This is a genomic window from Dellaglioa sp. CoH-57-MRSF-22, assembly GCF_056781895.1.
In genome coordinates, this window is sequence record NZ_JBXAXT010000003.1 from 1 (window position 1) to 18,776 (window position 18,776).

Annotated in this window: 10 protein-coding genes, 8 tRNA genes and 1 riboswitch; of the genes, 17 read left to right on the forward strand and 1 reads right to left on the reverse strand. The window is 36.8% G+C overall.

Going from position 1 to position 18,776, the window contains the following annotated elements:
* The first annotated feature begins 77 nt into the window (after positions 1–77).
* The 14 genes from AC1RPR_RS03690 to AC1RPR_RS03755 all read left to right on the forward strand — a co-directional run bounded on the left by AC1RPR_RS03690 (position 78) and on the right by AC1RPR_RS03755 (position 14,529).
* Positions 78–150: transfer RNA gene (locus AC1RPR_RS03690), tRNA-Val, on the forward strand.
* A 3-nt stretch (positions 151–153) separates the two neighbouring features.
* Positions 154–226 (forward strand) — tRNA-Lys (locus AC1RPR_RS03695).
* An 18-nt stretch (positions 227–244) separates the two neighbouring features.
* Positions 245–326: transfer RNA gene (locus tag AC1RPR_RS03700), tRNA-Leu, on the forward strand.
* Positions 327–340: 14 nt separating this feature from the next.
* Positions 341–416 (forward strand) — tRNA-Thr (locus AC1RPR_RS03705).
* A 15-nt stretch (positions 417–431) separates the two neighbouring features.
* Positions 432–503 (forward strand) — tRNA-Gly (locus tag AC1RPR_RS03710).
* Between the two features lie 11 nt (positions 504–514).
* Positions 515–603, forward strand: a tRNA-Leu gene (locus tag AC1RPR_RS03715).
* A gap of 28 nt (positions 604–631) precedes the next feature.
* Positions 632–705: transfer RNA gene (locus tag AC1RPR_RS03720), tRNA-Arg, on the forward strand.
* Between the two features lie 12 nt (positions 706–717).
* Positions 718–791: transfer RNA gene (locus AC1RPR_RS03725), tRNA-Pro, on the forward strand.
* A gap of 129 nt (positions 792–920) precedes the next feature.
* Positions 921–1,388 (forward strand): CtsR family transcriptional regulator, encoded by a 468-nt coding sequence (locus AC1RPR_RS03730; RefSeq protein ID WP_481761623.1) that lies wholly within the window; start codon positions 921–923, stop codon positions 1,386–1,388.
* Between the two features lie 14 nt (positions 1,389–1,402).
* Complete coding sequence (locus AC1RPR_RS03735; RefSeq protein ID WP_481761622.1) at positions 1,403–3,880, forward strand: ATP-dependent Clp protease ATP-binding subunit; 2,478 nt, start codon at positions 1,403–1,405, stop codon at positions 3,878–3,880.
* A 65-nt stretch (positions 3,881–3,945) separates the two neighbouring features.
* The gene (gene gorA / locus AC1RPR_RS03740; RefSeq protein ID WP_481761621.1) at positions 3,946–5,292 is read left to right on the forward strand and encodes a glutathione-disulfide reductase; all 1,347 of its coding nucleotides are present in this window, start codon (positions 3,946–3,948) and stop codon (positions 5,290–5,292) included.
* Positions 5,293–5,556: 264 nt separating this feature from the next.
* On the forward strand, positions 5,557–9,147 hold the full coding sequence (gene rpoB / locus AC1RPR_RS03745; protein WP_481761620.1) for a DNA-directed RNA polymerase subunit beta: 3,591 nt from the start codon (positions 5,557–5,559) through the stop codon (positions 9,145–9,147).
* A 96-nt stretch (positions 9,148–9,243) separates the two neighbouring features.
* Positions 9,244–12,897, forward strand: a complete 3,654-nt coding sequence (gene rpoC, locus AC1RPR_RS03750) for a DNA-directed RNA polymerase subunit beta' (RefSeq protein ID WP_481761619.1) — start codon at positions 9,244–9,246, stop codon at positions 12,895–12,897.
* 143 nt (positions 12,898–13,040) lie between these two features.
* Positions 13,041–13,138: riboswitch (purine riboswitch) on the forward strand.
* A gap of 65 nt (positions 13,139–13,203) precedes the next feature.
* Entirely contained in the window at positions 13,204–14,529 is a 1,326-nt protein-coding gene (locus AC1RPR_RS03755) for a nucleobase:cation symporter-2 family protein (RefSeq protein ID WP_481761618.1), read from the forward strand.
* 35 nt (positions 14,530–14,564) lie between these two features.
* On the opposite strand, the gene AC1RPR_RS03760 is transcribed toward AC1RPR_RS03755, so the two are convergent.
* Complete coding sequence (locus AC1RPR_RS03760) at positions 14,565–15,257, reverse strand: prepilin peptidase (RefSeq protein WP_481761617.1); 693 nt, start codon at positions 15,255–15,257, stop codon at positions 14,565–14,567.
* 252 nt (positions 15,258–15,509) lie between these two features.
* Here AC1RPR_RS03760 and rpsL point away from each other — a divergent pair, with 252 nt between their 5' ends.
* The 3 genes from rpsL to fusA all read left to right on the forward strand — a co-directional run bounded on the left by rpsL (position 15,510) and on the right by fusA (position 18,624).
* Positions 15,510–15,920, forward strand: coding sequence for a 30S ribosomal protein S12 (gene rpsL / locus AC1RPR_RS03765; protein ID WP_057974646.1), 411 nt, complete (start codon positions 15,510–15,512; stop codon positions 15,918–15,920).
* Between the two features lie 46 nt (positions 15,921–15,966).
* Entirely contained in the window at positions 15,967–16,437 is a 471-nt protein-coding gene (gene rpsG, locus AC1RPR_RS03770; protein ID WP_057974645.1) for a 30S ribosomal protein S7, read from the forward strand.
* Between the two features lie 93 nt (positions 16,438–16,530).
* Positions 16,531–18,624: an elongation factor G gene (fusA, locus tag AC1RPR_RS03775; RefSeq protein ID WP_409022017.1), complete on the forward strand. Its 2,094-nt coding sequence runs from the start codon at positions 16,531–16,533 to the stop codon at positions 18,622–18,624.
* The last annotated feature ends 152 nt before the right edge of the window (positions 18,625–18,776 follow it).

Consider the following 18,776-nt stretch of genomic DNA (forward strand, 5'->3'; position numbering starts at 1 on the left):
TAAGCTTCTTAGCGCCAAGAGTAGTTGGGGGTCGCCCCCTGCGAGGGTAGGACGTTGCCATGCTTTTTTTATTATTTGGAGGTTTAGCTCAGTTGGGAGAGCGTCTGCCTTACAAGCAGAGGGTCACAGGTTCAAGCCCTGTAACCTCCATTTGAGCCGTTAGCTCAGTTGGTAGAGCATCTGACTTTTAATCAGAGGGTCGACAGTTCGAGCCTGTCACGGCTCATTTTCAATTCCACATTCTGCGGGTGTGGCGGAATTGGCAGACGCACTAGATTTAGGATCTAGCGTCGTAAGACGTGGGGGTTCAAGTCCCTTCACCCGCATCATTTTCAGTTATGCCGACTTAGCTCAGTTGGTAGAGCACCTGATTTGTAATCAGGGGGTCGGGCGTTCGAATCGTCTAGTCGGCACCATTTTTTAATTTTTTTGCGGAAGTAGCTCAGTGGTAGAGCATCACCTTGCCAAGGTGGGGGTCGCGGGTTCGAATCCCGTCTTCCGCTTTTCAATAAATGCCGGGGTGGCGGAACTGGCAGACGCACAGGACTTAAAATCCTGCGGTGAGTGATCACCGTACCGGTTCGATTCCGGTCCTCGGCACCATTTATTGTTTTAATTTTATATTTTTAATGCACCCATAGCGCAACTGGATAGAGTGTCTGACTACGAATCAGAAGGTTGTAGGTTCGACTCCTACTGGGTGCATTTTTTTGTGTTCGGGAAATAGCTCAGCTTGGTAGAGCACCTGGTTTGGGACCAGGGGGTCGCAGGTTCGAATCCTGTTTTCCCGATTAATTGAAAAAGGAATTTAAACTTTATGTTTAAATTCCTTTTTTTGTTTAGGACAAATAACTTTCAATTTTAATTTATATTTCGTATAATGAAAGTCAACATTAGTCAAACTATTTGAGGTGATGAATATGCAGGGTCAGAATATTTCTGATGTGATTGAGAAGTATTTTAAGAAAATTCTTTTAGACGAAAAAGAAATAGTCATTAAACGTTCTGAAGTTGCTGAATTATTTAATTGTGTACCATCGCAAATAAATTATGTTATTAACACGCGATTTACTATTCAAAATGGATATGTAGTAGAGAGTAAACGTGGTGGCGGTGGATATATTAGGATAGAAAAGGTAAATCTTTTTGTAGATCAAGAATTTATTCAAACAATAGAAAATTTAATTGGTACAAACGTATCCCAACAAGAAGGTTACGATATTATTCAAAGTTTATATGATGAGAAGACATTGACAAAAAAAGAATCAAATTTAGTTTTAGCTATAATAAAGAAAGATGTTTTTCTTGGTATGGATACAGAATCAGAAAATATGATACGCGCTAAAATGTTGATTAATTTAATTAATCGCTTACGATATGAAGAGTAGAAAGAGGTAATAATATGGATAATTTATTTACGCCGAGTGCAAAAGAAGTTCTTATTCGAGCACAGGAAGCTGCTAAACACTATCGTCAACAAGCCGTTGGTACTGAACATTTACTTTTGGCTTTGTCTGAAGTACAAAATGGTATTGCAGATAAAGTATTGAAACAATTTAATGTTGATCCAGAAGATATAATGGAAGAAATCGAAAGATTCACTGGTTATGGATCATTGAGATTAAATAAAAATGATAATTATTTACCTTACTCACCAAAAGCAAAAATGATTTTATCAATTGCTAACGATGAAGCTAAAAATTTAAATGCAAGTAAGGTGGGTACAGAGCATCTTTTACTAGCGCTAACAAGTAATAATGAAATATTATCATCAAGAATTATGGGCGGATTAAGTGCTGATGTTAAGCAGGTACGTAAAATGATTTTCCGTCAACTTGGTGTCAGTGAAGTTCAGATGAGACAAAAGAATCGTGGTAAACAAACTCCAGAAGAGGGAACACCTACATTAGATGAATTAGCACGTGATTTGACTAAAATGGCTCGTGATAAGCAGATTGACCCTGTAATTGGTCGAGATTCTGAAGTGAAAAGATTAACTCAAGTATTGAGTCGTCGAACTAAGAATAATCCAGTGTTAATTGGTGAACCTGGTGTTGGTAAGACTGCAATCGCTGAGGGGTTTGCTCAACGATTAGTTGACGGAAACGTTCCTGAAGACATGATTGGAAAACGATTAATGATGCTTGATATGGGATCATTAGTTGCGGGAACAAAATATCGTGGTGAATTTGAAGATCGGTTAAAGAAAATATTGAAAGAAGTATACACGACTAAAGATGTTATTTTATTTATTGATGAATTACACACGTTAATTGGTGCAGGGGGTGCAGAAGGTGCAATAGATGCATCTAATATATTAAAACCTGCATTGGCTCGTGGTGAAGTTCAAGTTATTGGTGCAACGACATTAGATGAGTATCAAAAATACATTGAATCTGATGCTGCTTTGGAACGACGTTTTGCGACAATCACAATCAAAGAACCAACAGAAGCACAGACTGTTGATATTTTAAAGGGACTCCGACCTAAATATGAGGCACATCATCGCGTGCAAATTACCGATGATGCAATTGAAGCAGCAGTAGAAATGGGTAATCGATATATTACTGATCGATTCCTACCTGATAAGGCGATTGATTTAATGGATGAAGCCGCTGCTCAGGTTCGTATTGAGCGCCCAAGGACTAAATCAAAATTAAGTAAAAAACAAGATCAACTTGACGAATTGCGTCAACAAAAAGATGATGCAGTTAGTCAGCAAGATTTTGAATTAGCTGCGGGTATTCGTACAAAAGAAATGCGTGTTAAAAAGCAGGTTGAAGATTTAGAAGCCGAAAAAAATGCTGCCGTTAAGTCTAGTGCAGAACATTATGATATAAAGGTAACTAGCGAAGAAATTGCAGGAATTGTTTCTGATTGGACAGGTGTTCCAGTACAACAATTGAATAAAAGTGAAAGTGATCGCTTAATTCATCTTGAAGACATTTTGCATAAACGTGTTATTGGTCAAAATGAGGCAGTTAGCTCAATTGCAAAGGCTATTCGACGTGCTAGAAGCGGATTGAAAAATCCAGCAAGACCAATTGGTTCATTCATGTTCCTTGGGCCAACGGGTGTTGGTAAAACTGAATTAGCTAAGGCACTTGCTGAAGCTATGTTTGGCTCTGAAGAAGCAATGATTCGAGTGGATATGTCGGAATATATGGAAAAATATAGTACAAGTCGCTTGATTGGATCGCCACCAGGTTACGTTGGATATGATGAAGGTGGACAATTGACTGAAAAAGTTCGTCAGACACCATATTCTGTTGTTCTCTTGGATGAAGTTGAAAAAGCGCATCCTGATGTTTTTAATATTTTACTTCAAGTGTTAGATGATGGATACTTAACAGATTCTAAAGGACGTCGTATTGATTTTAGAAATACAATTATCATTATGACATCTAACTTAGGTGCAACTGCCGTTCGTGATGAGAAGTTTGTTGGATTTGGTGTAGAATCTGAAAAAGATGAATATAAGGCAATGTCTGGAAAAATTCGCGCGGCTCTTAAAAAAGCCTTTCGTCCAGAATTTTTAAACCGAATTGATGAATCAATTATATTCCATTCATTAACTAAAGTTGAATTACATGAGATTGTGAAATTGATGACTAAAGAAGTTATTGATAGGTTGAAGGAACAAGATATTAAGGTTAAAATATCACCTGCAGCAATTGATGTGATTGCTAAGGCAGGGTTTGATCCAGAATATGGTGCTAGACCCATTCGTCGTGCATTACAAACAGAAGTTGAGGACCGTCTAAGTGATATTCTTCTTTCTGGTCAAATAAAAGATAATGATAATATTACAATTGGTGCTGTAAAAGGTGTTATCAAAGTAACGATTAAAGAATCAAAAACTAAAGTAGCAGTGAAGTAAACTTAAAAAGGTGTAACTATTCATGTAGTTGCACCTTTTTTATCACTAGAAAAGGAGTGTTATCTATGGAAAAAATAGATCTTATTGTAATTGGTGGAGGCTCTGCTGGAATTGCAGCAGCAAATCGAGCTGGTTCTTTTGGAAAAAAAGTAATTTTAATAGAAGGAAATGAAATTGGTGGAACTTGTGTCAACGTTGGATGTGTACCTAAAAAGATTATGTGGTCTGCAGCAGCGTTAGCACAAGATTTTGATTTAGCTACTGATTATGGGTTTACTAAACAACAGCCGCAACTTGATTTTGAAAAATTAGTTGCTAACCGTTCTGCATATATTGAACGATTACATGGCGCATATTTCAGAAATTTAGATAAAAATCAGGTACAAGTCATTAAAGGCTATGCAAAATTTATTGATAATCAAACAGTTGAAGTTAATGGCTCAAAATATGTCTCAGAGCACATACTAATTGCAACTGGTGGAACACCCAATATACCCGACATTCCTGGCGCAACGTATGGGATTGAATCTAATCAATTCTTTGATGATTTGAAAGAATTACCTGCTAAAGTTGCGGTTATCGGAAACGGTTATATTGGTACTGAACTTGCTGGAACGTTGAATGCACTAGGGTCAAAAGTTCACATGTATGCAAAATACGACACGTTGTTACCTAATTTTGATGAATTAATTTCAACAAATGTAACAGAAACGTATATAGAAAATGGAATTGATATTAGTTTTAACTCAAAGGTGACAGAGTTGAAACGGCGAAGTGATGGTAAATATGAAGTTATTACCAATGATGACTCATTGGTCGTAGATTGTGTTATTTGGGCGGTTGGCCGCCGACCAGTTACCGATAAAATGAATATTTCTGCCACAAATATTAAATTAAATGATAATGGTACTATTGTGGTCGACGAGTATCAAAATACATCAGTTGCTGGTATTTATGCGACTGGGGATGTTATTGGTAAACTTGACTTAACACCTGTTGCAATTGCAGCTAGCCGAAGATTAATGGAGCGTGTGTTTAATAATAAACCTACGGAACATTTAGATTATAAATTGGTACCCACAGTGGTATTCTCACATCCAGTTGCTGGAACGATTGGTTTAACTGAAGCTGAAGCAACTTTAGAATATGGTCAAGAAAATCTAAAAATTTATCGATCATCATTTACACCAATGCGTTATAGTTTAGGTGATAGTAAGGTGAAGGAAAACCTGAAGTTAATTACGGTTGGTAAAGATGAACGAATTGTTGGATTACATGGTGTTGGAGAAGGCATGGACGAAATGCTACAAGGATTTGCAGTAGCAATTAAAATGGGCGCAACTAAAAAAGATTTCGATGATACAGTTGCTATTCACCCAACGAGTGCTGAAGAATTTGTGACGATGACTTAATGAGCACGAACTGTTGACATCCGATTCAATAGCGTATATGATAATTAAATGTATAATACTGTGAATTTTTATAGCTGATTACGATCTATTGTCCGTAAGAAGCCTTATAGAGAGACAAAAATGGTGATTATTTAAAAATAAATAAACTGTTTTTGTTTTTTCTTTTGCCAAAAAAACCGATTTTTTCGTCTAGTATGCAATTTGTAATCAAACTGTAATATAAAATCATCGGACTTTGGCAGGTTTACAGAATAAATTTGAGAGGTGACTAATTTGGCTGGACATTTAGTAAACTACGGTAAACACAGTACACGTAGAAGTTACGCACGTATCAAAGAAGTTTTAGATTTACCTAATTTAATCGAAATTCAAAGTGACTCTTACCAATGGTTCTTGGATGAAGGTCTTCGTGAAATGTTTGAAGACATCATGCCAATTGACGATTTTGCTGGTAACTTATCATTAGAATTTGTTGATTACCAATTATTAGAACCTAAATACACTGTAGATGAAGCACGCGCACATGATGCGAACTATTCGGCTCCATTACATGTTACATTACGTTTAACTAACCATGAAACTGGCGAAATTAAATCTCAAGATGTTTTCTTTGGTGATTTCCCATTAATGACAGAACAAGGAACATTTATCATTAATGGTGCTGAACGAGTTATTGTTTCTCAATTAGTTCGTTCACCAGGGGTTTACTACAATGGTTCATTAGATAAAAATGGCCGTGAAACATATGGCACAACTGTTATTCCTAACCGTGGTGCATGGTTAGAATATGAATCAGATGCTAAAAATATTTCATATGTACGTATTGATCGTACACGTAAAATTCCATTAACTGAATTGGTCCGCGCTTTAGGATTTGGTTCTGATGATGAAATTATTGAAATGTTGGGTAACAATGATAGCTTAATGCTAACACTTGAAAAAGATGTTCATAAAAATACGGATGATTCACGTGTTGAAGAATCTTTAAAAGATGTTTATGAACGTCTACGTCCCGGCGAACCTAAAACAGCTGATAGCTCACGTAGTTTATTGACAGCTCGTTTCTTTGATCCAAAACGTTACGACTTAGCTCCAGTTGGTCGTTACAAAATTAATAAAAAATTAAGCTTGAAAACACGTTTATTGAACCAAACATTAGCTGAAACATTGGCTGATCCAGATACTGGTGAAGTACTTGCACAAAAAGATACCGTAATTGATAAACAAGTTATGGAAACTTTAGCACCATATCTTGATCGTCAAGATTTCAAGACGGTCACATACCACCCATCAGAAGATGGTGTTGTTACTGAACCTATGGTACTTCAAATCGTTAAGGTTTATTCTCAAGTAGACCCAGAACGTGAGATGCCAATGATTGGTAATGGCAATATTGACTTACAATACAAACATATTGTACCTGCTGATATTATTGCTTCAATGAACTATTTCTTTAATTTAAAAGAAAATATTGGTTCTGTGGATGATATTGATCATTTAGGTAACCGTCGTATTCGTTCAGTTGGTGAATTACTACAAAATCAATTTAGAATTGGTTTATCACGTATGGAACGTGTTGTACGTGAACGTATGTCAATTCAAGATACAACAACTGTTACACCACAACAATTGATTAACATTCGTCCTGTTGTGGCTTCTATTAAAGAATTCTTTGGTTCATCTCAATTATCACAATTCATGGATCAAACTAATCCACTTGGTGAATTGACACATAAACGTCGTCTTTCTGCCTTAGGACCTGGTGGTTTGACTCGTGATCGTGCTGGATATGAAGTTCGTGATGTTCATTACACGCATTACGGTCGTATGTGTCCAATTGAAACGCCTGAAGGACCTAACATTGGTTTGATTAATAGTTTATCAAGTTATGCACGTGTTAACCGATATGGTTTTATTGAAACACCTTATCGTCGTGTGAGCTGGGAATCACATCAAGTAACTGATAAAATCGATTACTTGACTGCTGATGAAGAAGATAACTATGTTATTGCACAGGCTAACTCACCATTAAATGAAGATGATTCATTTGTAAATGAACTCGTTATGGCTCGTAATCGTTCAGAAAATATCGAAATCGGTATTGATAAAGTCGATTACATGGATGTTTCACCTAAACAAGTTGTGGCTGTTGCTACAGCATGTATTCCTTTCTTGGAAAATGATGATTCTAACCGTGCCTTGATGGGTGCCAATATGCAACGTCAAGCTGTTCCTTTAATCAATCCTCATTCACCACTTGTTGGTACAGGTATTGAATATAAGGCAGCTCATGATTCTGGTGTCGCTTTAATTAACAAAAACGAAGGTACTGTTGAATACGTTGATGCACGTGAAATTCGTGTTCGTCGTGAAGATGGCGCTTTAGATAAATACAAATTAATGAAATTCCATCGTTCAAATGGTGGTAAAAACTACAATCAACGTCCAATTGTTCGTGTAAACGATCATGTTGATGCTGATGAAATTTTAGCTGATGGTCCTTCAATGGAAAATGGGGAATTAGCTTTAGGCCAAAACCCATTAGTTGCCTTTATGACTTGGAATGGTTATAACTTTGAAGATGCTGTTATCATTAACGAACGTCTTGTTCGTGATGATGTCTACACATCAATTCATATTGAAGAATTTGAATCAGAAGCACGTGATACAAAATTAGGACCTGAAGAAATTACTCGTGAAATTCCTAATGTTGGTGAAGATTCATTAAAAGATCTTGATGAATTTGGTATCGTCCGTATTGGTGCTGAAGTTAATGATGGTGATATCTTAGTTGGTAAAGTAACACCTAAAGGGGTTACTGAATTATCTGCTGAAGAACGTTTATTACATGCTATCTTTGGAGAAAAGGCTCGTGAAGTACGCGATACTTCATTGAAAGTTCCTCATGGTGGTGGCGGTATTGTTCAAGATGTTAAAATCTTTACTCGTGAAGCAGGGGATGAATTAAGTCCTGGTGTTAATATGATGGTTCGTATCTACATTGCACAAAAACGTAAGTTACGTGTGGGTGATAAGATGGCTGGACGTCATGGTAACAAAGGGGTTGTTTCAATCGTTGTCCCTTCTGAAGATATGCCTTACATGCCAGATGGTACACCAGTTGATATTCTTTTGAATCCCATGGGTGTTCCTTCTCGTATGAATATTGGACAAGTTTTAGATCTTCATTTAGGTATGGCTGCTCGTAAATTAGGTATCCATGTTGCAACACCAGTTTTTGATGGTGCTCGCGATTCAGATATCTGGAATGTCTTTAAAGAAGCTGGAATTTCAGATGATGGTAAGACAATCTTATATGATGGACGTACAGGTGATGCATTTGATAACCGTGTTTCTGTAGGTGTTATGTACTATATGAAACTTGCTCACATGGTTGATGATAAAATCCATGCTCGTTCAATAGGACCATACTCATTAGTAACGCAACAACCATTAGGTGGTAAAGCACAATTTGGTGGACAACGTTTTGGTGAAATGGAAGTTTGGGCACTTGAGGCTTATGGTGCTGCTTACACGTTACAAGAAATTTTAACGTATAAATCTGATGATGTTGTGGGTCGTGTGAAAACATACGAAGCAATTGTCAAAGGCGAACCAATTCCTAAACCAGGTGTTCCTGAATCATTCCGTGTTCTTGTTAAAGAATTACAGTCATTAGGATTAGATATGAAAGTACTTGATGCTAAAAAGACTGAAATTGAATTACGTGACATGGATGATGACGATGATGATATCGTTAATGTGGATGCGTTAAGCAAATTAGCTAATGAACAAAAAGAGAAAAAAGCTAAAGAAGAAGCCGAAAAAATGGCTGCTGAAATGAACAAAGAATAATTTTGGCTTAGTTACTGAACTCAAATTTGTGTGGATGAAGCTAATGCTTAGTTTGAGAAATCCAACACACTATAAAACTAAAGGGAGGTCGGTCCTTTGATCGATGTCAATAAATTTGATAGCATGCAAATTGGCTTAGCATCTTCTGATAAGATTAGAAGCTGGTCATATGGTGAAGTTAAAAAGCCCGAAACAATCAATTATCGTACATTAAAACCTGAAAAAGACGGACTATTCGATGAACGTATTTTTGGACCAACAAAAGATTGGGAATGTGCCTGTGGTAAATACAAACGTATTCGCTATAAAGGTATCGTCTGTGATCGTTGTGGTGTTGAAGTTACTCGTTCTAAAGTACGTCGCGAACGTATGGGTCATATTGAATTAGCTGCACCAGTTACACATATCTGGTACTTTAAAGGAATTCCAAGTCGTATGGGTCTTGTCTTAGACATGAGTCCTCGTGCTTTGGAAGAAGTTATCTACTTTGCTTCTTACGTTGTTACTGAACCTGGTAACACACCTCTTGAAAAGAAACAGTTATTAACAGAACGTGAATATCGTGAAAAACGTGAAGAATACGGGACTGAATTCGAAGCTGGAATGGGTGCTGACGCTATTCGTCATTTATTACGTGATGTTAATCTTGCTGGTGAATCTGAAGAATTAAAAGAAGAATTGAAAGATGCTACTGGCCAAAAGAGAACACGTGCTGTTCGTCGTTTGGACATTTTAGAAGCATTCTTACTTTCTGAAAATGAACCTGCATGGATGGTTATGGATGCTGTTCCTATTATTCCACCTGACTTACGTCCAATGGTTCAATTAGAAGGTGGCCGTTTTGCCACTTCTGATTTGAATGATTTATACAGACGGGTTATTAACCGAAATAACCGACTAAAACGTTTATTAGATTTGAACGCTCCTGGTATTATTGTTCAAAATGAAAAACGTATGTTACAAGAAGCTGTTGATGCATTGATTGATAATGGTCGTCGTGGCCGTCCAGTTACTGGACCTGGTAACCGACCATTGAAATCTCTTTCACATATGTTGAAAGGTAAACAAGGACGTTTCCGTCAAAATTTACTTGGAAAACGTGTTGATTATTCAGGCCGTTCAGTTATTGCTGTTGGACCAACGTTACAAATGAATCAATGTGGTATTCCTCGTGAAATGGCTTTGGAATTATTCAAACCATTTATGATGAAAGAACTTGTTAAACGTGAAATGGCTTCAAATATTAAAAATGCTAAACGTAAACTTGATCGTCGCGATGAAGATATCTGGGATGTTTTAGAAGAAGTTATTGTTGAACATCCAGTTCTCCTTAACCGCGCACCAACACTTCATCGTCTTGGTATTCAAGCTTTCGAACCAATTTTAGTTGATGGTAAAGCAATTCGTCTTCATCCCTTAGCTTGTGAAGCTTACAATGCTGATTTTGATGGAGATCAAATGGCTATCCATGTACCTTTATCTGATGAAGCACAAGCAGAAGCTCGTTTGCTTATGTTAGCTGCTCATCATATCTTGGCACCTAAAGATGGTAAACCAGTTGTAACACCTTCTCAAGATATGGTTTTAGGTAACTACTACCTTACAATGGAAGAAGCTGGCCGCGAAGGCGAAGGTATGATCTTTAAAGATGCTAACGAAGCTGTAATGGCTTACCGTAATGGTTACGTTCATTTGCACACTCGTATTGGATTACAAACAGCAACATTAGCTGCTGAAGGTAAACCATTTACAGATTGGCAAAAAGAACGCATTATGATAACAACTGTTGGTAAAGCAATCTTTAATGAAATTTTACCTAATGAATTTGCCTACATTAATGAACCTAAGAATGATAACTTAATTAATAAAACAGCCGACAAATATTTTGTTGAACCTGGTCAAAATATTGGTGATGTTATTAAAGCACAAGAAATTATTTTACCTTTCAAAAAAGGATTCTTGAGTGATATCATTTCTGAAGTTTATAAACGATTTAAAGTAACTGAAACGTCTAAGATGTTAGATCGTCTTAAAAACTTAGGTTATGATCAATCAACACATGCTGGTATTACAGTTGGTATTTCTGATGTAACTGACTTAAAGGAAAAACCTGCAATTATTGAAGAAGCTCATAAACAAGTTGCTTTAGTTGCAAAACAATTCCGTCGAGGTTTGATTACAGAAGATGAACGTTATGAACGTGTTATTGCTATCTGGACACAAGCAAAAGATGATATTCAACAAAAACTAATGGAAGCATTGGGCACACAAAATCCTATTCAAATGATGAGTGATTCTGGAGCCCGTGGTAATATTTCTAACTTTACTCAATTAGCTGGTATGCGTGGTTTGATGGCAGCTCCTAATGGTAAAACAATGGAATTACCTATTATTTCTAACTTCCGTGAAGGTTTGTCAGTGTTGGAAATGTTTATTTCAACTCATGGGGCTCGTAAAGGTATGACTGATACGGCCTTGAAGACTGCCGATTCTGGATACTTGACTCGTCGACTTGTTGATGTTGCTCAAGATGTTATTATTCGTGAGAAAGATTGTTTCACTGATCGTGGCTTAGATGTATCAGCTATTAAAGAAGGAAATGAAATGATCGAACCATTGTATGACCGTATCTTAGGTCGTTATGCAATGAAGACCGTTAAAAATCCTGAAACTGGTGAAGTTATTGTCGCTTCAAACGAAATGATCGAAGAAAGCAAAGCGCAAGCAATTATCGCTGCTGGAATCGAACAAGTAACTATCCGCTCAGCATTTACATGTAACACTAAGCATGGGGTTTGTGAACATTGTTATGGTCGTAATATGGCTACTGGTGATCAGGTTGAAGTTGGTGAAGCAGTTGGTACTGTTGCTGCTCAATCAATCGGTGAACCCGGAACTCAATTAACAATGCGTACTTTCCATACTGGTGGGGTTGCTGGAGATGATATTACACAAGGGTTACCTCGTGTTCAAGAAATCTTCGAAGCACGTAATCCTAAAGGTCGTGCTGAAATTACAGAAGTAACAGGTATGATTGAAGCAATTGAAGAAAATCCTGCTGAACGTACTAAAGAAGTAACAGTTAAAGGTGAAACTGATACACGAACATATAGTTTACCTTATACTGCTGTTCTTAAAGTTGCCGAAGGTGATAAAATTCATCGTGGTGAAGCACTAACAGTTGGTTCAATTGATCCTAAACAATTAATTCAAGTTCGTGATGTTCTTTCTACGGAGAATTATATTCTTCGTGAAGTTCAAAAAGTATATCGTATGCAAGGGGTAGAAATCTCTGATAAGCATGTGGAGGTTATGTCTCGTCAAATGTTACGTAAGGTTCGCGTTATGGATCCCGGTGACACAAATGTATTACCAGGTACTTTAATGGATATCATGGATCTTAAAGAAGATAACTATAAGACATTGATCAAAGGTGGCATTCCAGCTACTTCACGTCCTGTCTTACTTGGTATCACTAAAGCATCTCTAGAAACAAACAGTTTCTTATCAGCTGCATCATTCCAAGAAACAACTCGTGTTCTTACGGATGCTGCTATTCGCGGTAAGAATGATCCATTAATTGGTCTGAAAGAAAATGTTATTATTGGTAAGATTATTCCTGCCGGTACTGGTATGCCAGATTACCGTCAAATTAAACCAAAAGAAACAGGTTCAATTTCAGCTAATGTTTATTCAATCTCAGATATTGAGAAACGAATGAAAGAAGAAGAAGCTAGCGTGAACGATTAACGTCATAGCTAAAAAAGAACAATTCTTATTAATTTAAGAGTTGTTCTTTTTTTTGTGCTTTATTAGCGAACAATTAACGCTTACATTTTAATAACGTCCGCAAACCATTGTATGGGTAAATAGACTGTGTTAATATTGTCATACAATAAAAAATACTGATCACCTATATAATGTCATGATATGGATGCTAGTTTCTACCCGGAGCCGTAAATTCCGGACTATATGTGAGTTAAAGCAAGCATGTATTAGGCATGAAATCCATAGAAAATCCGACTTATTAGTGTGAAAGATAATGTGGAGGATCAAATGAAGAATAGCACGGAATTAGAAAATAGTAGTTTGGATGAATCTAATTTATCAAATTTTAGAGCAGCAATATTAGGATTACAGCATTTATTAGCCATGTATTCAGGCGACATTTTGGTACCATTATTAGTTGGGGCTGCACTTGGGTTTAGTACAAAACAAATTACTTATTTAGTTTCGATGGATATTTTCATGTGTGGGATTGCAACATTATTACAATTGAAACGCACACGTTTTACTGGCATTGGTTTACCTGTAGTACTTGGGTGCGCGATTGAATACGTTGCACCATTGACTGCAGTAGGAAAACATTTTGGATTAGGAACAATGTATGGATCAATTATTGCTGCTGGTATTTTTATATTTCTAATTTCGGGATTCTTTGCAAACATTAGAAAATTCTTCCCACCAGTAGTGACAGGATCATTAATTACGTTAATCGGATTAACGTTAATTCCAGTTGCCTTTACCAACATGGGCGGTGGGGATGTGACAGCCAAATCATTTGGTAGTATCCCTAACTTAATAGTTGCAGGTGTAACCATTGCCGTTATTTTAGGCTTGAACATTTGGGGCCGCGGATTCATTCAACAAGTGGGTATCTTAATTGGTATTTTAGTTGGTGTGGTCGTTGCCTCATTTATGGGAAAAGTAACATTAGACCCAGTTAGCCAAGCTAATTGGTTTCAATTACCCCATGTTTTTATGTTTGCTGCCCCTAAATTTGAATGGTCATCAATTGTGACTATGATATTAGCAGCGTTAACAACTATGATTGAATCAACTGGTGTATTTTTTGCGCTGGGAGATATCGTTGGTCGTCCAATCAGAAAAGATGATTTAAAAAAAGGGTACCGTGCTGAAGGTATCGCAGCTGTTTTAGGTGGTATCTTTAATACGTTCCCATACTCGACATTTTCACAAAATGTTGGAATTGTGCAACTATCAGGAATTAAAACGAAGAAACCTGTTTATTTTTCAGCGTTCTTTTTAATTGCTTTAGGGTTACTTCCTAAAATTGGTGCAGCAGCAACTGTCATTCCAGCAGCCGTTTTAGGTGGTGCTATGTTAGTTATGTTCGGTATGGTTGGTGCACAAGGTATTAAAATGTTGCGCGAAGTTGAAGGTAGTAATAGTAATTTATTAATTATCGGTATTTCGGTCAGCTTAGGACTTGGTGTAACAGTACAACCAGCATTACTCCAAGCATTACCCTTAACAATCCAGACCATTTTTGGTAATGGACTTGTTGTCGGTAGTCTGTCGGCTGTTATCTTAAATATTCTATTCAATTATGGTCATTTGAATGACGCAATCGAAGATTAAAGTAAAAGCTAAGCAAATTTGCTTAGCTTTTTTATTTATATGAAGAAAGATAACGCAATAGTAATATAAACGCCAAACGTTATATGTGGGACAAATGGGAAAAATTGATATCGACTCTGTTTTACAGTAAAAAAGTAGATAAGTGAGCTGATACAAGCAAAAAGAGTGGCAATCAAACAAAAATGAACACCAAATGTTAGTTGAATGATAATCAGTAAAATAAAATCGCCAAGGCCGAGCTTTTGTTGAAAACATAAGACAAATAGAAACAGACTGAATAAGCTAATTGCTATTAGTGAGTCTGGAAACCCAAATAACAGATAATGCCACAGGATGAATAGTATTCCACCACCGATAGTTAAGCGACCAGAAATCAGTCGGTTAGTGAAATCCATAGCTGATAGAAAAGTTAAATAAAATAAGAACGTTATAAGTAATAGAAATTCAAAAAGAGATAGTTGAGTGAAAGATAAGGGCAACATGGCGGCCAAACTACATTCAAAAATAAATGAATAGGCTGGGAATTCTCCCTTGCAGAATCGACAGTGTCCGTGTAATCTAAGATAAGCGTAGATAGGAATTAGATCAAACCAAGGTATTTTTGTACCACAATAGTCGCAGATTGATCTTTTGTTGAATTGATTCTGATTCAATGCACAGCGTGTGGCAATGCAGGTGATGAATGAACCTAGGCAAGCACCTAGTAAAAATAAATAACTAATTAACATAATTTAAATCCTCCTATTAAAAAATACGCTTTTTAGTGTAAATACCATTGACGTATATTAAATACCGTGATATTCTGTGTAAGGTGCTTTTTGTGAACAGTTAATTCATCTACATAGTTGAGATTCTGTATAACAGCAGCGCATTATAAGACAGACGTCTAGGACGTTATTTTTTATTATTAAAAAATGAACCACCTGGATGTGTGGACTTAAAAAACAATTAACCTATAATAAGGAAGGAGGAAACTTTAGATGCCAACAATTAATCAATTAGTTCGTAAAGGTCGTAATTCTAAAGGTTCAAAATCTGGTGCACCCGCATTAAACTTCGGGTATAACAGTTACAAAAAAGTTCAAACAGATAATCCTGCACCACAAAAACGTGGGGTTGCTACTCGTGTCGGAACAATGACACCTAAAAAGCCTAACTCTGCTTTACGTAAATATGCGCGTGTGCGTTTATCTAACTTACTTGAAGTTACAGCTTACATTCCTGGTATTGGACATAACTTGCAAGAACATAGTGTTGTTCTTATTCGTGGTGGCCGTGTAAAAGATTTACCTGGGGTACGTTACCATGTTATCCGTGGTGCTCTTGATACAGCCGGTGTTGCTGATCGTAAACAAAGTCGTTCAAAATACGGCGCAAAGAGACCTAAATAAGAATAAAGTTATTCTAATAAAAATAGAATCTAAGGAGGTTATTTAGATGCCAAGAAAAGGCCCAGCTCCAAAACGAGAAGTATTGCCTGATCCAATTTACAATTCTAAATTAGTAACACGTTTAATCAACCGTTTAATGTTAGATGGTCGTCGTGGTACTGCATCAAAGATCTTGTATGATGCATTCGAAATGATTAAAGAACAAACAGGAAACGAACCTAATGAAGTTTTTGATGAAGCTATGAAAAACATCATGCCTGTACTTGAAGTTAAAGCTCGCCGTGTCGGTGGTTCTAACTACCAAGTGCCAATTGAAGTTCGCCCTGATCGTCGTTCAACTTTAGGTTTACGTTGGTTAGTAAGTTACGCACGTTTACGTGGGGAACATACTATGCCAGAACGTTTAGCTAAAGAAATCATGGATGCAGCAAACAATACTGGTGCATCAGTTAAGAAACGTGAAGATACACATAAAATGGCTGACGCTAATAAAGCATTCGCACATTACCGCTGGTAATTTTATAAAAGAATGGCTATTATATGATTTTGATAATCGATATAGTAGTCATTTTTTTGAATCTATTTTAGAATCGAAAGGAGATACTACAAAATGGCAAATAAACGCGAATTCCCACTAGAAAAAACGCGTAATATCGGGATTGTTGCTCATATCGATGCTGGTAAGACAACAACTACTGAACGTATTTTATACTATACTGGTAAAATTCATAAAATTGGTGAAACTCATGAAGGAGCTTCACAAATGGATTGGATGGAACAAGAACAAGAACGTGGTATCACAATCACATCAGCTGCAACAACTGCTGAATGGAAAGAACATCGTATTAATATCATCGATACTCCAGGACATGTGGATTTCACTATTGAAGTTGAACGTTCACTTCGTGTCTTAGATGGAGCCGTTGTTGTTTTAGATGGTCAATCTGGTGTTGAACCACAAACTGAAAACGTTTGGCGTCAAGCTACAACATATTCAGTTCCTCGTATCGTTTTCATCAATAAGATGGATAAAATGGGTGCTAATTTTGATTACTCAGTAGGCACAATCAAAGATCGTCTTCAAGTAAATGCTGTTCCTATCCAAATGCCAATTGGTGCTGAAGATGATTTTGAAGGTGTTATTGATTTAATCGAAATGAAAGCCGATTTATATGATAACGAAGATTTAGGTGCTACATGGGAAAGTATTGACGTTCCTGAAGAATATTTAGAAGAAGCTACAAAACGTCGCGAAGCTTTAGTTGAAGCCGTTGCTGATGTTGATGAAAAGCTTATGGAAAAATATCTTGATGGTGTGGAAATTACTAAAGATGAAATCAAAGCTGCTATCCGTAAAGCAACATTAAATCTTGAAATGTACCCAGTTCTTGCTGGTTCAGCATTTAAAAACAAGGGTGTTCAAATGATGTTGGATGCTGTTAATGATTTCTTACCATCTCCTTTAGATGTTAAACCTTATAACGCAGTAGATCCTAAAACAGATGAAGAAGTTGAAATCACAGCCGGTGATGACAAAGATTTCGCTGCTTTAGCATTTAAAATTGCAACGGATCCCTTCGTTGGTCGTTTAACATTCTTCCGTGTTTACTCAGGTACATTACAAGCTGGTTCTTATGTCTTGAACTCTACTAAAGACACGCGTGAACGTGTTGGTCGTATCCTTCAAATGCATTCAAATCACCGTAATGAAATTCCTGAAGTATTCTCTGGTGATATTGCTGCTGCTATTGGTTTGAAAAATACGACAACTGGTGATTCATTAACGGATGAAAAACATCCATTAATCCTTGAATCAATGGAATTCCCTGAACCAGTTATCCAAGTATCTATCGAACCAAAAACAAAAGCTGATCAAGATAAGATGGATATCGGTTTACAAAAACTAGCAGAAGAAGATCCTTCATTCAAGGCTGAAACTAACCCTGAAACTGGTGAAACTTTAATCGCTGGGATGGGTGAATTGCATTTGGATATCATCGTTGATCGTATGAGACGTGAATTTAACGTTGAAGCTACTGTTGGTGAACCACAAGTTGCCTACCGTGAAACATTTACAAAAACTGTTTCTGCACAAGGTAAATTCGTTCGTCAATCTGGTGGTAAAGGTCAATATGGTGATGTTACAGTTGAATTCTCACCTAATGAAGAGGGTGGCGGTTTCGCATTCGAAGACGCTATCGTCGGTGGGGTTGTTCCTCGTGAATATATTCCTTCAGTTGAACAAGGTTTGAGAGAAGCTATGCAAAATGGTGTTCTTGCAGGCTACCCACTTATTGATGTTAAAGCTAAGTTATATGATGGATCATATCATGATGTCGATTCTAACGAATCAGCATTTAAGGTAGCTGCCTCAATGGCATTGAGAAAAGCTGCTAAGAGTGCTGGTGCTGTTATTCTTGAACCAATGATGAAAGTTGAAGTTGTCGCTCCTGAAGATTACTTAGGTGATGTTATGGGACATGTAACTGCTCGTCGTGGACGTGTTGAAGGTATGGAAGCTCGCGGAAATGCACAAGTTGTTAACGCAATGGTTCCTCTTTCAGGTATGTTCGGTTACGCAACTACTTTACGTTCTTCTACACAAGGACGTGGTACATTCACAATGACATTTGATCATTACGAAGCTGTACCAAAATCAATCCAAGAAGAAATTATGAAGAAAAACGGAACAGCTACTGATTAATTAGTTGGTCTGAATTATAAAAGAAGTTATCACTTGTTGATAGCTTCTTTTTTTGTGGTAAAATAACATTTGGAAAATAAAAAAAGTTTTAAAAATGTTAATTATGATTATATAATGAGAAACTTTGAAAAAAAATAAGAAAGCACTTGCCA

Bases quoted from the DNA above. Each gene is read 5' to 3' on its own strand.
- AC1RPR_RS03730 (WP_481761623.1), top strand. From the start codon at position 921: ATGCAGGGTCAGAATATTTCTGATGTGATTGAGAAGTATTTTAAGAAA.
- AC1RPR_RS03735 (WP_481761622.1), top strand. From the start codon at position 1,403: ATGGATAATTTATTTACGCCGAGTGCAAAAGAAGTTCTTATTCGAGCA.
- gorA (WP_481761621.1), top strand. From the start codon at position 3,946: ATGGAAAAAATAGATCTTATTGTAATTGGTGGAGGCTCTGCTGGAATT.
- AC1RPR_RS03755 (WP_481761618.1), top strand. From the start codon at position 13,204: ATGAAGAATAGCACGGAATTAGAAAATAGTAGTTTGGATGAATCTAAT.
- AC1RPR_RS03760 (WP_481761617.1), bottom strand. From the start codon at position 15,257: ATGTTAATTAGTTATTTATTTTTACTAGGTGCTTGCCTAGGTTCATTC.
- rpsL (WP_057974646.1), top strand. From the start codon at position 15,510: ATGCCAACAATTAATCAATTAGTTCGTAAAGGTCGTAATTCTAAAGGT.
- rpsG (WP_057974645.1), top strand. From the start codon at position 15,967: ATGCCAAGAAAAGGCCCAGCTCCAAAACGAGAAGTATTGCCTGATCCA.
- fusA (WP_409022017.1), top strand. From the start codon at position 16,531: ATGGCAAATAAACGCGAATTCCCACTAGAAAAAACGCGTAATATCGGG.